General features: G+C 21.6%; 11 protein-coding genes. 6 read left to right on the top strand and 5 right to left on the bottom strand.

Translation table 11 applies throughout. The features are described 5' to 3' along the window. Window positions 1–981 precede the first annotated feature (981 nt). Window positions 982–1,503, top strand: coding sequence for a flavodoxin (locus BUCISPPS3390_RS00990; RefSeq protein ID WP_154060801.1), 522 nt, complete (start codon window positions 982–984; stop codon window positions 1,501–1,503). Between the two features lie 168 nt (window positions 1,504–1,671). Here BUCISPPS3390_RS00990 and gap read toward each other — a convergent pair whose 3' ends face one another. Continuing rightward, on the bottom strand, window positions 1,672–2,670 hold the full coding sequence (gene gap, locus BUCISPPS3390_RS00985) for a type I glyceraldehyde-3-phosphate dehydrogenase (RefSeq protein WP_154060800.1): 999 nt from the start codon (window positions 2,668–2,670) through the stop codon (window positions 1,672–1,674). A 661-nt stretch (window positions 2,671–3,331) separates the two neighbouring features. Here gap and mfd point away from each other — a divergent pair. Continuing rightward, window positions 3,332–5,443, top strand: coding sequence for a transcription-repair coupling factor (gene mfd, locus BUCISPPS3390_RS00980; protein WP_154060799.1), 2,112 nt, complete (start codon window positions 3,332–3,334; stop codon window positions 5,441–5,443). A gap of 74 nt (window positions 5,444–5,517) precedes the next feature. Then, window positions 5,518–6,513: a beta-propeller fold lactonase family protein gene (locus BUCISPPS3390_RS00975; protein WP_172599027.1), complete on the top strand. Its 996-nt coding sequence runs from the start codon at window positions 5,518–5,520 to the stop codon at window positions 6,511–6,513. A 316-nt stretch (window positions 6,514–6,829) separates the two neighbouring features. Here the strand turns inward: BUCISPPS3390_RS00975 and glyA are convergent, their stop codons facing one another. From glyA to rlmN, 3 genes are all read right to left on the bottom strand, one after another. Continuing rightward, window positions 6,830–8,080, bottom strand: coding sequence for a serine hydroxymethyltransferase (glyA, locus tag BUCISPPS3390_RS00970; protein ID WP_154060797.1), 1,251 nt, complete (start codon window positions 8,078–8,080; stop codon window positions 6,830–6,832). A gap of 113 nt (window positions 8,081–8,193) precedes the next feature. Next, the gene (gene hisS, locus BUCISPPS3390_RS00965; protein ID WP_154060796.1) at window positions 8,194–9,471 is read right to left on the bottom strand and encodes a histidine--tRNA ligase; all 1,278 of its coding nucleotides are present in this window, start codon (window positions 9,469–9,471) and stop codon (window positions 8,194–8,196) included. 75 nt (window positions 9,472–9,546) lie between these two features. Beyond that, window positions 9,547–10,668, bottom strand: coding sequence for a 23S rRNA (adenine(2503)-C(2))-methyltransferase RlmN (gene rlmN / locus BUCISPPS3390_RS00960; protein WP_154060795.1), 1,122 nt, complete (start codon window positions 10,666–10,668; stop codon window positions 9,547–9,549). A gap of 180 nt (window positions 10,669–10,848) precedes the next feature. On the opposite strand from rlmN, the gene BUCISPPS3390_RS00955 reads away from it, so the two are divergent. Continuing rightward, window positions 10,849–11,658: an inositol monophosphatase family protein gene (locus BUCISPPS3390_RS00955; RefSeq protein ID WP_154060794.1), complete on the top strand. Its 810-nt coding sequence runs from the start codon at window positions 10,849–10,851 to the stop codon at window positions 11,656–11,658. 178 nt (window positions 11,659–11,836) lie between these two features. Here the strand turns inward: BUCISPPS3390_RS00955 and BUCISPPS3390_RS00950 are convergent, their stop codons facing one another. Continuing rightward, on the bottom strand, window positions 11,837–12,568 hold the full coding sequence (locus BUCISPPS3390_RS00950; RefSeq protein WP_154060793.1) for a pseudouridine synthase: 732 nt from the start codon (window positions 12,566–12,568) through the stop codon (window positions 11,837–11,839). Between the two features lie 801 nt (window positions 12,569–13,369). Here BUCISPPS3390_RS00950 and trpD point away from each other — a divergent pair. Together trpD and trpCF are read left to right on the top strand one after the other, a co-directional pair. Further along, window positions 13,370–14,365, top strand: a complete 996-nt coding sequence (gene trpD / locus BUCISPPS3390_RS00945) for an anthranilate phosphoribosyltransferase (RefSeq protein ID WP_154060792.1) — start codon at window positions 13,370–13,372, stop codon at window positions 14,363–14,365. 23 nt (window positions 14,366–14,388) lie between these two features. Then, on the top strand, window positions 14,389–15,789 hold the full coding sequence (trpCF, locus tag BUCISPPS3390_RS00940; protein WP_154060791.1) for a bifunctional indole-3-glycerol-phosphate synthase TrpC/phosphoribosylanthranilate isomerase TrpF: 1,401 nt from the start codon (window positions 14,389–14,391) through the stop codon (window positions 15,787–15,789). Window positions 15,790–15,791 lie beyond the last annotated feature (2 nt).

Raw genomic sequence — 15,791 nt, 5'->3', positions numbered from 1 at the left:
ATATTAATATAAATATTTATTTTATGGTTCTATTCAATGAAATATATAATCTATAAAAATTTTTGAATGGAATATAATTTTTAATATTTATTACAGAAAAATAATATATTAAATTTTAATGTATATTAAATAAAATTTATATTTTTATAGCTTTAATTGTTAAAAATATTAATTCAAATTGTATATAAAAAGTAATTTTTAAATATATAGTTTAATGATTTCCATAAAAAATTAAATCTTTATACAATATATAACAATTATTGTTGGTATATTGTATATAATATTTTTTTGAACGTAAAATTTATTAATAGTAATATCTTTTTATAAAAAATATTTTAAATAAGGTTATCTCTTTTCTTGTTGAAATTATATTTTTAATTTTAATATATTTTATGGATTAAATAAAAAAATGATCTATTTTTATAGAAATATATAAATTTAATTTTATAAAAATTAAATTTTTATTTAGATAATTAATCATTATATTTCTATTTCGAAAAAATTGATATAATAATAGAAAGAATAGACGTATTTTTTTTTGCGCGTACTACACGACAACGTTATTTTTTTATATTTAGATTTTATTTAATAATTTTAAATACATGAACATAGTTTTATTGTTAATTTTTTTATAAAAATTTATTTTTTATTTTGAGAGAAATATATTGTATATAAATATTTTTTTTAGTATATTTTTAATATTTATTTTTTTAAAAAGACATGAAAAATAAATAAATATTAAAAATATACTATTAAATATAATATACTATATTATATGAAATATATAAACAAAATATTTGTATAAACTACTTCAAAATATCATATATTATATAAATGTAATATATTATTTATATGTATAAAAAATGATTCTTTTTTTATCTATTTTTTAAAAATTAAAATAATAACATTAATATAAATATAGTATATATTTTATGTGTTAATAATATCAATTTTGTTGATATTTTTTTATATGGATGCACAATGAAAAACATAGGTATTTTTTACGGCAGTGATACCGGAAATACAGAAAAAATTTCTTATATGATACAAAAAAAACTAAATGTTAAAAAATCTGCAATATTTGATATTGCTGTTTCTCCGTTAAAAAACATGGAAAATTTTGATATTTTATTTTTCGGTATATCTACATGGTATTATGGCGAACTTCAATGCGACTGGGAAGAATCTCTACAATTTTTAAAAAAAACACATTTAAATAAAAAAATAGTAGCATTGTTTGGATGTGGTGATCAAGAAGATTACTCAGAATATTTTTGTGATTCGCTAGGAATTATGTATCATTTTTTAAAAAAAAAGAATGTTAGATTTGTAGGTTCTTGGCCAATTAAAAATTATTTTTTTGAAGCTTCTCGAGCGCAAAAAAATAAAACACATTTTTTTGGATTACCAATTGATGAAGATAATCAACCACACTTAACTAAAAAACGCGTTACTGATTGGTTGAAATTAATTAATCTGGAAATTAATAATTTGTATAATTAATTTCTAATTATTGTAAATTTTTTTAATTATATAAAATATTTAACAGTTATTACGAATGAAAGTTTTATATATAACGGATATATATTTGACAGTATTGAAATAAATGCTACTGAATACTGTCAGAATATATATAAATATGACATTTATACATTCATAAAATATATAAAATTATTTTAACGAAATCCATTCCGCTAAGTCCAGTGCTTTGCTAGAATAACCAATTTCATTGTCATACCATGATATTAGTTTGACAAAATTTTTATTTAAAGATAAACCGGCTTTTTCATCAAATATTGATGTTAAATGTAGTCCATTAAAATCACTAGATACTAATTCTTCATTTGTGTATCCAATAACATCTTTCATATGTGTTTTTGACGCTAATTTTATAGCAGAACAAATATCTGGATAACTTGCTTTTTTATTTAATCTAACCGTAAAATCTACTACTGATACATTTGCTACAGGTACTCGAAATGCAATACCAGTGATTTTTTTATTTAATTCTGGAAGAATTTTTCCTACAGCTTGCGCTGCTCCTGTAGATGCAGGTATTATATTTTGTAAAGCGCTTCTTCCCCCTCTCCAATCTTTTAAAGAAACGCCGTCTACTGTTTTTTGAGTAGCTGTTGTCGCATGAACTGTAGTCATTAAACCTTCAATAATTTCAAATTCATCATTTATTACTTTTGCCAAAGGAGCTAAACAATTTGTTGTGCAAGATGCGTTGGAAACAATTTTTTGATTATTATACTGACTAAAATTAACGCCTCTTACAAACATAGGGGTATCGTCTTTTGACGGTCCTGTCAAAATAACTTTTTTTGCTCCTGCTTGTATGTGCTTCGAAGCAGATTCAGTAGTTAAAAAAACTCCAGTAGATTCCATAACAATATCAACATTAAGAGAACCCCAATCAATATTTTTAGGTTCTTTTTCAGAGAAGATATAAATTTTTTTATTATTTATTAGTAAATAACCATTCTTTTCTTGAATCGATCCTTTAAATAAACCATGTGTCGAATCATATTTTAACATATACGCAATATATTGCGGATTTAATAAATCGTTGATTGCAACTACTTCTACGTTGGGTCTTTTTTGGGCTAGTCGAAATATCATGCGTCCAATTCGACCAAATCCATTTATAGCAATTTTAATATTCATTTAAATAAATACCGATAAATTTAAATATGTATGTCAAATATTATTTTTTTAAATAATACATATTTAGAATGAGTGTAAGAAAAAATTTTTTGTTTTTGATATTGCAATATTTCACTTAAATAAAAAATTATAACGATAATATTAATTAGTATTATAATTATAATATAAATAACATTTTATACATAAATTTTTTATATTTAACTATATTTTAAATGATTTGTTAACCATTTTCAATATCATGGTATGGAATACTTAATTTATTAAACATCATCTTAATATAAGAGAATATTATTCTCTGTGTTATTTGATTTTAAAAGCACAAAAATTTGTATATAATTACATATAAATATTTAATTTTAATAAAATTTATATGTTAAAATTATTAATAAATATAACTTATAATATTTATAAATTTTATTTAATATAGTTAAAAATATTATGTGTGATATTTGCGGAATGTTTAAATAATGTTAATATATATATTTTAAAATTTTTATTTTTATTTATACTGCTTTAGTATAATATTATGCTCTATATTTATAGAGTTTAAATATATAAATCAATTGTAGAAAATATATTATACATATTTTTTTAGTAAAATTATGTATAAAAATGTTATTATTTTTCTTTTTATTAATCTTATATTGGAACATTTTATTGTATGGCGCAAAATATAAAAACAAAGATAATAAAAAAAAATTTTTCTGAATTTGTTTTAAAAAAACAACCATTTAAAAAAAATCAATTAGTGGTTCATATTAAATATGGTATAGGTCGATATATTGGTTTATGTACTTTAAATACTAAAGGGATAGTAGCAGAATATTGTGTTATTATGTATGCAGATCGAGCTAAATTATATGTTCCTATAACTTCTCTTGAATTAATTAAATCATATGGCCTTACAACACTATCAGACATTCCTTTACATACTTTAGGCAATAAAAAATGGTTACTGGAATGTAAAAAGATTAAGAAAAAAATCCATGACGTAGCTATTCAATTAATTGACAATGAATCTCATCGATTACTAAGAAAGGGATTTTCTTTTAAAAAAAATGTTCAAGAATATCATGATTTTTGTAATACATGTCCATATTTTATAACAAAAGATCAACAAAAATCTATTAAAGAAATTATAAATGATATGCAAAAACCCATCCCAATGGATCGATTATTGTGTGGGGATGTAGGTTTTGGAAAAACTGAGATAGCTATGAGAGCTGCTTTTATAGCTCTTAATAACAAAAAACAAGTAGCTCTATTAGTTCCTACAACATTACTAGCGCAACAACACTATCATACTTTTAAAGATAGGTTTTCTGAATATATATATAATATTAATACATATTCTCGTTTTACTTCTTTATCAGAAGAACGCGATATTCAAAAAAAAATAAAACAAGGTAATATTCACGTACTGATAGGTACTCATAAAATTTTATCAAAATCTTTAATATGGAAAAATTTAGGATTGTTAATTATTGATGAAGAACATCGTTTTGGTGTATATCATAAAGAAAAAATAAAAGGATTATATATAAATATAGATGTTCTAACGTTAACTGCTACTCCAATTCCTAGAACTTTACATATGTCTTCATTGGGAATACGAGATTTATCAATTATATCAACACCTCCAAAAAAAAGATTAGCTATAAAAACAATTGTTCAATATTTTAATAGTCAGACTATACGAAAAGCCATTATTAAAGAATTAAAAAGAGGAGGTCAGATATATTATATATATAATATTATAAAAAATATAGAAGAAAAAAAAAAATATTTATCTAAATTAGTTCCAGAAGCACGTATTCAAATAAGTCACGGAAAAATATCTCGAAAAGATTTACATAAAATCATGTGTAAATTTTCAAATAAAGATTTTGATATTCTTATATGTACTACAATAATAGATACTGGAATTCATATTAGTAATGTTAATACTATAATTATAGAACATGCTGATAAATTTGGATTATCGCAATTACATCAATTAAGGGGTCGTATTGGTAGATCTGAAATACAAGCGTATGCATTTTTTTTCATGTCAAATAATATAAAACCTAGCAAAAAAGCACAAGAAAGATTAAACTTAATACAATCTTTAACAAATTTAGGTTCTGGATTTACATTATCAGTACATGATTCGGAGATTAGAGGAGTAGGTGAATTATTAGGAAAAAATCAAAGCGGACATATTAAAACCATTGGAATTAAATTATATAAAAAATTTTTAAGTAAGGCTATTAATGAAATTAAAAAAAGTAAAAATAAAACTGCTCTTAATGAATTAAATTCTAGTAATAAAAATGTAGATATTCAATTACATATATCAGCTATTTTTCCTGAAAACTATATAAATGATGTAAATCTTAGATTATTTTTTTATAAAAAGGTTTCACGTATTAATAATAATGGAGAATTACATAATCTTAAAAAAAAATTATACAGTTTACTTGGAACATTACCGAGATGTGTAAAAAATTTTTTTTTATTAAAAAAAGTAAAAATTCTTTCTGGTGAAATAGGAATAAAAAAAATTCAATGTTCTAAAAAAAAGGTGTGTCTTTCTTTTAGAAAACAAAATATTTTAAATATTAACTGGATATGTAAAAAAATTATTAAAGATCCGAATAATTGGAAATTAATTACTAATAAGTTATATTATTATCAGTCATTTAATAAGGAATTAGATATTCTATTATGGATTAAAAATTTTTTAATTAATATCCTAAAAAATAAATTAAGTAATGTTATTAAATCAGAATAATTTTTATTTAATACAATATATGTAATATTAAAAATTAATTATTAAATTAAGAATAATTTTAAATGGAAATAAACGTGAAAAAAGATATATTTATTTCTTGTTCAGTAAGTCATTGCATTGAACATTGGATTTTAGAAAATAATTTGACTTTATTAAAAGTAAATACTACCACTACTTCTGGAAAACCTCAACCATTAAAATACAATAAAAAACATCAATTATTATATACTGGAGAAACAGGGAATAATAAAATTATTACCTATAAACAAAATTTAAATAATCAGTTTAAAAAAATACATGAAGTTAAAGTGTTTAATACACCCAATTATATTTCATTAAATAAAAAAAAAACAATGTTGTTTTGTGCTTCATATCATGGAAATGGATTTAGTGTCTATTCTTTAAATTTATGCGGACTAATTCGTAGTACTGCTGCTTTAGTAGAAAATTTAAGAGGATGTCATTCTATAAGAATGCATTACGAAAGTAATTTACTATTTGCATCAGCTCTTAAAGATAACAAAATTTATATTTATAAAATACAACATAATAAAAATAAAAAAATGACTGTAATTTTAAAAAATATTATTAGTACTGCTTACAATAGTGGTCCAAGACATATTACTTTTCATCCATTACGTCCATACTTATATTCAATTAATGAATTAAGCGGCACAATTGATGTGTGGTTTATTAATGATAAATTAATTAAATTACAGATAATACAATCGATTTCATTAATGTCACAATCATCTATATGTTCTTCTTGGTCTTCAGATATCCATGTTCACCCTACAGGAAATTATTTATATGCCTGTGATCGAGCTAATAGTATTATTTCTCTTTTTTATATTGACAATAAACAAGGTACATTGTTAAGGATGCATACTTATCGAACCTTATCACAACCTCGATCATTTAATATTAGTAAAGATGGCAATATATTAGTAATTGTTGGAGAATTATCTAATTCTATAAAAATTTATTATATTAATAATAATAACGGTTATTTGTCTAAAATTACTACACAATCTACTGAAATAAATCCTTTATGGGTTTTGATAGAATAATATAATTTTAATATTTATTAATATTTATTAATTTTGAATACAACAAATAATTATTTAATAAAAAATTATATAATAATTTATTAATATATAGTCAAATTAATCAATTAAACATTATTCATGTTGATATGTTTTATGTAAGATTATTATCTTAATAAGAATTATGTTACACATAATACATGTAACATAAAATATTTTTACTAATTATTGAATAAAAAAAATAGTATGTAAGATACTTTTATATTTAAAATTTTATATAAAAAATATAAATTTAATAATACATATACTGATTATGTGAGTAATTAATTATAAATAATTTTTATACATTATAAATAGGATATTTTTTACAGAGTTTTTTTGTTCTTTTTTTTATTTTTTGAATATAAGATAAATCATATGGATTATTTAAAATTTCACATATCCAATAAGTAATTTGACTAACATCATTAATTTTAAATTTACGTTTAGCAAGTGCTGGAGTACCAATACGAATTCCTGATGTAATAAAAGGTGTTTTAGAATCATTAGGTATGGTATTTTTATTTACAATAATTCTAGCAGTAGACAATATATCACTAGCTTCTTTTCCGGTGATTCCTTTAGTAGACACATCAACTAAAAACAAATGGTTTTTTGTGTGTCTCGAAATAATTCTAAATTTTTTTTCTAAAAATATTTCGACCATTTTTTTTGCAAAAATTATTGTATTTTTTTGTAACAATAAAAATTCTGAACTTAAGGCTTCTTTGAAAGAAACGGCTTTAGCTGCAATAACATGCATTAAGGGTCCACCCTGACTACCGGGAAAAACAGAAGCATTTAATTTAGAATATAATGTTTTATTTCCATTATTTGAAAGTATTAATCCTCCTCTCGGTCCTCCTAAAATTTTATGTGTAGTAGTACTAACAACATGAGCGTATTTAATAGGATTAGGATATAATCCAGCTATAATTAAACCTACTATGTGTGAAATATCTACAAAAAAGTATGCATTAATTTTATCAGCAATTTTACGCATATATTGCCAATCACAAATTCCTGAATATGCAGAAAATCCACCAATAATCATTTTAGGTCGATGTAACATTGACAAATATTGAAAATTTTTATAATCTATTTCACCATTTGAAGTAATACCATACGTATAAGATTTATATAGTTTTCCAGAAAAATTTACAGTAGATCCATGTGTTAAATGTCCTCCATGATTTAAATTCATACCTAAAATCACATCTCTTGGTTTTAGTAATGCCTGAAAAATTGCAAAATTGGCTTGTGATCCAGAATGAGGTTGTACATTAGCATATTCGACGTTAAATAATTTTTTAGCTCTATTAATAGCAATACTTTCAATTTTATCGATTATATTACATCCATTATAAAAACGATTTCCAATATATCCTTCTGCATATTTATTTGTTAAACAAGAACCTTGAGCTTCTAATATAGAATGACTTGCATAATTTTCTGATGCAATTAAATTAATGCATGATTCTTGTCTTATTTTTTCTTTTTGGATTAAGTTCCAGATTTCGTTATCTGCTGTTTGTAGTTTTTTATTTATCATATTTTTATTTCTTATAATAAAGTATTAATTATTTTTAATATCTAAAAAATGTAAAAAATATTTTATTGATTAAATAATTTTGTATCTTGATATTATGTCATATAATAACATTATCAATTAATAAAAATACATGGATTTTGGAAAATTCTATTTATTGGAATTATTTGGCTTTTTTTTTTACACATATTCTTAACTAAAATTTTATTTACATTCAATAAATTAGATTGTAAAATTAATAAAAACTTTGATTTTGTTTTTTTTAATTTTTTTAGATAATTATTTTTTCTAAATTTTTTTAAAGAAGTATTAATTTTTAATTTTGGCCACATGAAGTGTAATTGATTAGCAATATATATCGACAATACTGAATATATAGATTCTAAAAAAATAATATTTATATCAATAACAAAATTTTCAGAATACTCTGGATTAATTAATTTTGTTAACATAATTACTCTATCTACACCAATAGCAAAACCAATAGCTGGATTTTTTATTCCACCTAAATATTCTACTAAATTATCGTATCGACCCCCCGCACAAACAGCGTTTTGTGAACCTAATTTTTTTGCTGTCCATTCAAAAACAGTATCGTTATAGTAATCTAAACCTCTAACTAATCGATGATTTATAATATAATTAATTTTAGATTGAGTTAATAAACTGCATAATTTTTTAAAACGTTTATATGAATGTGAACTTATATAATGATGTAACATGGGTGCAAATCTTAATAATTTTATTATATTTGTATTTTTACTATCTAAAATACGAATAGGATTGGTGGATAATAATTTTTTTTCATATGTAGTCAGTTTTGATATATATTTTTGAAAAAATTTTTTTAAATCTAAAGAAAAATCTTTTCTATCTTCTACGGTACCAAGAGAATTTATTTCTAGTATTAAATATTTTGATAGATTTAATTTTTTCCAAATATTTACAGTTAACATTATAATATCATAATCAATAAAAATATTATTTATACCAAAATATTCAACCCCAAATTGTTGGAATTGTCTAAATCGTCCTCTTTGCGGTCGTTCATAACGAAACATAGGACCGTAATACCACAATTTTTGAATTTTAGAATTGTAAAATACATTATTTTGTATACAAGCTCGAATACAACTGATAGTACCTTCTGGTCTTAATGATATTTTTTTCTTTTTTTTATCTTTAAAATTATACATTTCTTTGTGAATAATATCAGTATTATTACCAATTGATTTTTCAAATAATTCAGTATATTCAATTATTGGGCTGCGAATTTCAAAATATGAATAACTGTTTAAAATTTTTTTTATTTTTTTCTCAATTATTTGTATAAAATAAGTTTCTACAGGAAGAATATCGTGCATACCTCTGACTGATTGATATTTTTTATTCATATAAAATAAAATCTCCTGAATTAAAATTATTAATTAAATTTAATTTTTAAAAATTTGGTATATAAAAAATGAAATTTATGAATTAAAGATATTTATTGGTTTACGAAAATAATCCTGTGTACCCGTTAATTGTCCACATGCAGCCTGGATATCAGATCCTCTATTTTTTCTAATTGTAACAACAAAACCTTTTTTTTTTAAATATTCAAAAAATGCAGTGATTCTATCATAACTACTACATTTATAAGAAGAATTTTTTATAGAATTCCAAGGAATTAAATTAATTTTACAAGGTATATTTTTTAATAAACATGCTAATTCTTTTGCGTGATTTTTACAATCATTAATATGCAATAACATAACATATTCAATTGTCACTATACCTCGATTTGCTGTTGATTTATCTAAATAATTTTTAACAGATGACAATAACATTTTAATATTATAACGTTTATTTATAGGCATAATCATATTACGAATACAATCATTAGATGCGTGTAATGAAATTGCTAATGAAACATCTATTTTTCCTGCTATTTTATTTATAGCTGGAACAAGACCAGCTGTTGATAAAGTAACTTTATTTTTAGAAAAATTAAAACCATATTTATGTAAAATAATATCAATTACAATAATAATATTTTTTAAATTTAATAAAGGTTCTCCCATACCCATCATAACAATATTTTTAATTGAAGGTAAAATATAAGTGTTTTTTTCATGTTGATTTATTCTATTTATAGCGTACCATATTTGACCAATAATTTCTGAAACTAACAAATTACGAGTATATCCTAGTTTACCTGTAGCACAAAATTTGCAGTTTAACATGCATCCTGCTTGAGATGAAATACATAAAGTAGCACGTTTTTTTTCCGGAATATATATTGTTTCAATAAGTTCAGTATCAAATAAAAAATTCCATTTTATTGTACCATCAGTTGATTTTAATTCATTTATACGGTAAGGTAGTTGAATAATAGATTTTCTTTTTAATTTTTCTTGTAAAGAATTACTTAAATTATTCATGTTTTCAAATTTAATACAATTTTTTTTATAAATCCATTCCATTATTTGTATAGCGCGAAATTTTTTTTCTCCTAATTGTAATACGAAATTTATCATTTTTTGTAAATTAAAATTTAGTAAATTGATTTTTTTTTTTGGTTTATTTTCTAAACATTTTTTTTTAAACATTATTTTTCCAAAATATATTAATTGATATAATTTTTTCCTAAAAACAAAAATAAATTTTTTAAATTTATTTAAACAAGTATATAATAAACATTCGGTTAGATAAAGATTCTGAATTTTAATATTAAAAAATATTTATTTATAGTTATTTTACAAAAAATATTATATATGAGAGATTATTAAATGAATCCTATGTTAAATATTGCCGTCAGAGCTATTCGAGTCGGTGGAAAAATTGTTGCTCAAAATTATGATTCTAAAGATATTAGGAATGAATTAGATTCATTGAATAAAATTTATTATCTTCGTAAAATACGAAAAAGAATTTTTTCTTCAATTTTTTCTATTATACATCAATCATATCCTCGACATTCTATTCATGATATATATTCCAAAAAAACATCTGTAATACAAAATAATCAATGGTTGATTAATTCTTTAAGCGGAACAATGAATTTTATTAAAAAAATTCCACATTTTTGTCTATCAATATTAATAAAAGAAAAAAATCAAATGTATATGTCAGTGATATATGATCCCATTAAAAATGATTTATTTACAGCTATTAAAGGTCAAGGTGCTCAATTAAACGGTTTTCGTACTAGATGTTGTGCGTACGATAATGATTTTGATAAAATTATAGCTTTTTATTTTAGACAAAAAAATCAATACAATACTAATTTGTATATTTCGTTAATTCAACAACTTATCCGAGAAACAACTTCTTTTCGACATTCTGGTTGTTCCATTTTAGATTTAGCATATTTATCTTCTGGAAAAATTAACGTTTATATTGGATTTAACGAAAAATTATTAAATATAAATTTTGCAGAATTACAGATTAGAGAGTCAGGAGCGTTAATGACTGATTTTATCGGTGGACATGATTATATCAAAAGTCAAGTTATATTAATAGGACAAGCTAATATTTTAAAATATTTTTTAAAAAAAACACGCACAGTATATCAAGAAATTAATTTATCAAAAACATAAATAACTAATTTAATAAAAATTACATGTTTATAAAGTGTTTATTTTAAAATATTAAATATACAGTACGTCTGCACTATAGGTATAAATGTCTACTAATATAGTGTTATATTTATTTTTGTTAAATATATAATTAATATTTTTAAAAATTGTTTTTTATTAATTATGAAAATTTTAAACGTTATAAATTGACTGAATTAAAAATATTTTTTATATTAATAGAATTTAGTTCTATAAATTTTCCTTTCTGTAAATTTCTCGGTAAAAGTATAGACCCATAACTAATTCGAATTAATTTGTTAACTTGTATACCAATTGAATTCCATAGTAAACGTACTTCACGATTTTTACCTTGCAGTAAAGATACCTTAAACCATTTATTTTTTTTTTGATTATTTATACTAAAAATTTCATAAAATCTTGAAATTGATGAACCAATTTTAATTCCATTTTTTAAAATTAAAATTTTTTTTTTTGATATTTTTCCAAAAATTTTAACTAAATATTCTCGTTTAATCATATAACGTGGATGCATGAGTCTATATGCTAATTCTCCATAATTAGTAAATAACAATAAACCTGATGTATTAATATCTAATCTTCCTACATTTATCCATTTAGAATATAATAATTTAGGTAATTTATCAAAAACAGTATTTCTTTTTTTTTCATCTTTTTTAGTACAAACTTCACCAACGGGTTTATTATAAATAATGACTTTTATTACATTTTTTTTTAAAAAAATTTTTTTGTTATCTACTACGACGTATCTAATTTCATTTTTTAAAAAACTTTGTCCTAAAGAAACGATTTGTCCATTTATTTTAATTAATTTCTGATGAATTTTTTTTTCAATAGTACGGCGTGATCCTAAACCACAATTAGATAATATTTTTTGGATTCTTTCTTTCATAATATAGTTCCTATATATATAAATTATAATAAATTCTATTAATAATTTTATATACAATATTTTTTATATTTAATGTAATTATTATAATAATAATTATACAACTTCTTTTTTAAACATATAAATTATTTCTTTGAATATATTTACAAAATATTTATTTATCAAAACGTTTTTAATAGAATAAATATTTTGTTTTTATAAAAAAAGAGTGTTATTATTAAATTAAATAATCATTTTAATACATAAATTATTTTTTATAAATAATATATTTATATTTCATATAACATGTAATATGTTAATACAATAAAAATTATTATTGTATAATATATTTATTTTTTAGTTCATGCGTTCTATATCTATTATTCACGTAAATTACATGAATAGTTCAATAAAAAATTTTTTATACAAAAAATATTCATAAATATTTATTTATAATATTTCATATATTTTTACGTATTTTTTTAAATATAATCATATTTTATTGCTTGATTATAATTCATAATTTATTTTAATATCCTAATGTATTTATTAAAATTTTCATTTATGAAAATATAAATATTGTATATAATTTCTATATTTAAAAATTAATTTAATTAAAATTAATATATTTATAATTTATAAAAAATTTTAATTAACATAATATGTATTAAATAATAAATTTTCTCTTTTTCACAAAATATTTAATATAAAATATCATATTACAACATAGATATGATTTGTAACAATTTTTAAAATAGAGTTATAAAGAAATATTAATATATTTGGTTATTGTTGACTTAATATTGTTTATGGTTGTATATAAAAATGAAAAAAATTTTAAAAAAAATATATAATGGAAAATATTTAAATGAATTGGAAAGTTATACTTTATTTTATAATATTTTTCATAAAAATATTAATGACATGCAAACATCCTCGATACTATCGATTCTATCGTATAGAAAAGAAACATACGAAGAAATTGTTGGAGCTAGAAAATTTTTAATGCAATCAGTAAAATTATTCCCTAAACCTAGCTATGTCGTATCTGATATTGTAGGTACAGGAGGTGATCAAAAAAATAGTTTTAATATATCTACTGTTAGCGCTCTTGTCTCAGCATGCTATGGTATTAAAATAGCAAAAATATGCAATATAAATTCTTCTGGAAATTTTGGATCTGCAAATTTATTACAAAAATTAAATATAAATATTAAGTTATCACCTGAAAAATCTAGAAAATGTCTAGATAATGAAAATATTTGTTTTTTATTGGCTAATTCTTATTTTAATGATTTTGAGAAAATTTCAAATATTCGTAAATCACTATGTACTAGAACTATCTTTAATATATTAGGTCCTTTATTGAACCCTGCTCAACCTAAATATGCATTGATTGGGGTATATAAAAAAGAATTAATGTCTTTATATGCTAAAATATTATCTAATTTGCAATATAAACGAGCTATTATTGTGCATAGCGGAGGAACGGATGAGGCTACACTTTATTCTAAAACACATATAGTTGAATTAAATAATAAAAAAATCATTAAATATAAAATGTACCCAAGAGATTTTGGTTTAGAAAAATGTGATAAAAAATATCTTATTAACAAAACTGAGCAAGAAAATTATATAGAAACTGTAAAATTATTGCAAGGAAAAGGAAATCCAGTGTATGCACAAACAATTGCAATTAACGTAGCATTATTAATGAAAACTTTAGGAAATGATAATATTTCACAAAATACATTAAAAATTTTTAATTTCATTAATACTGGTCAAGTTTATGATTTTGTTACTAAGTTATCTACATTATAAAAATTATTTATTTAAGAAAAATTATGAAAAATAATATAATTTCTAAAATATTAAAATATACACAAAAATGGATTCAACATAAGAAACAAAGTGTACCTTTAAATTCTTTTTCTGGAAAAATTAAGAAAACAAACTATTTCTTTGAAAAAACATTAAAAAAAAATCGTCCATCATTTATATTAGAGTGTAAAAAATCTTCTCCTTTACACGGAATTATTAGAGAAAAATTTAATATTTCAGAAATAATATCAACTTATCATAAATATGCTGATGTTATTTCGGTGATTACAGAAAAAAAATTTTTTCATGGTAGTTTTCAATATTTATTACAAGTACGTGAACAAACGGATAAACCATTACTATGTAAAGATTTTTTTATTGATCCATACCAAATATATTATGCTCGTTATCATCAAGCAGATGCAATATTATTAATGCTATCTATTCTTGATAATGAAACATATATACAATTATCTAAAATTGCAATTAGTATGAATCTAGGAATATTAACTGAAGTACATAATTTAAATGAATTAAAACGTGCTTTATTTTTAAAAGCAACAGTAATTGGAATTAATAATAGAAACTTAAATGATTTTTCTGTAAATCTTGAAACTACCAAAAAACTTGCCCCGTTGATTCCTCAAAATAAAATTGTTATTTGTGAATCAGGTATTAACAACTATAAAGATGTTCGCTTACTTAGTAAATTAGTTGATGGATTTCTAGTTGGAACACATTTAATGCATTCAACTAACTTAGAATTTTCTGTACGTAAATTAATATACGGTGATAATAAAATTTGTGGTTTAACAATTTATGAAAATGCTCAATTAGCAGAACAAGTAGGTTGTGTATATGGGGGTTTAATTTTTATCCCTTCATCGGAACGATGCATTACTACACAAGAAGGAGTAAAAATTACAAAAAATACTTTATTAAAATATGTAGGTGTTTTTTGTAATCAAACACACCAAGATATTTTAAAACAAGTTTATAAATTAAATTTACATGCTGTACAGCTACATGGAACAGAAACCAATAAGTTTATTAATACTTTAAAGAAATTATTACCTAAAAATGTGCGCATTTGGAAAGCAGTATCTGTAAATAAAAATACTAGTATATATAAAAATGAAGATATTGATCGTTATATATTAGATCATAAAACGGGTGGTACAGGAAAAAATTTTGATTGGAAATTAATAAAAAAATTTAATGTATCTAATATGATGTTAGCTGGAGGTTTAAATATGAAAAATATTTTTTTAGCATCTACATTAGGTTTTCTTGGATTAGATTTAAATTCAGGTCTAGAAAAAAGTCCGGGAATCAAAGATCCTGATAAAATTAAATTAGTATTTACAATGTTACGATTATGTTCAAAAAATAAGAATTTACCTAAAAAAAAAATTAACAGTTAATA

Source organism: Buchnera aphidicola (Cinara cf. splendens/pseudotsugae 3390) (assembly GCF_900698845.1).
Classification (GTDB): domain Bacteria; phylum Pseudomonadota; class Gammaproteobacteria; order Enterobacterales; family Enterobacteriaceae; genus Buchnera_F; species Buchnera_F aphidicola_AM.
This window is presented reverse-complemented; position numbering and strand designations above follow the sequence as displayed.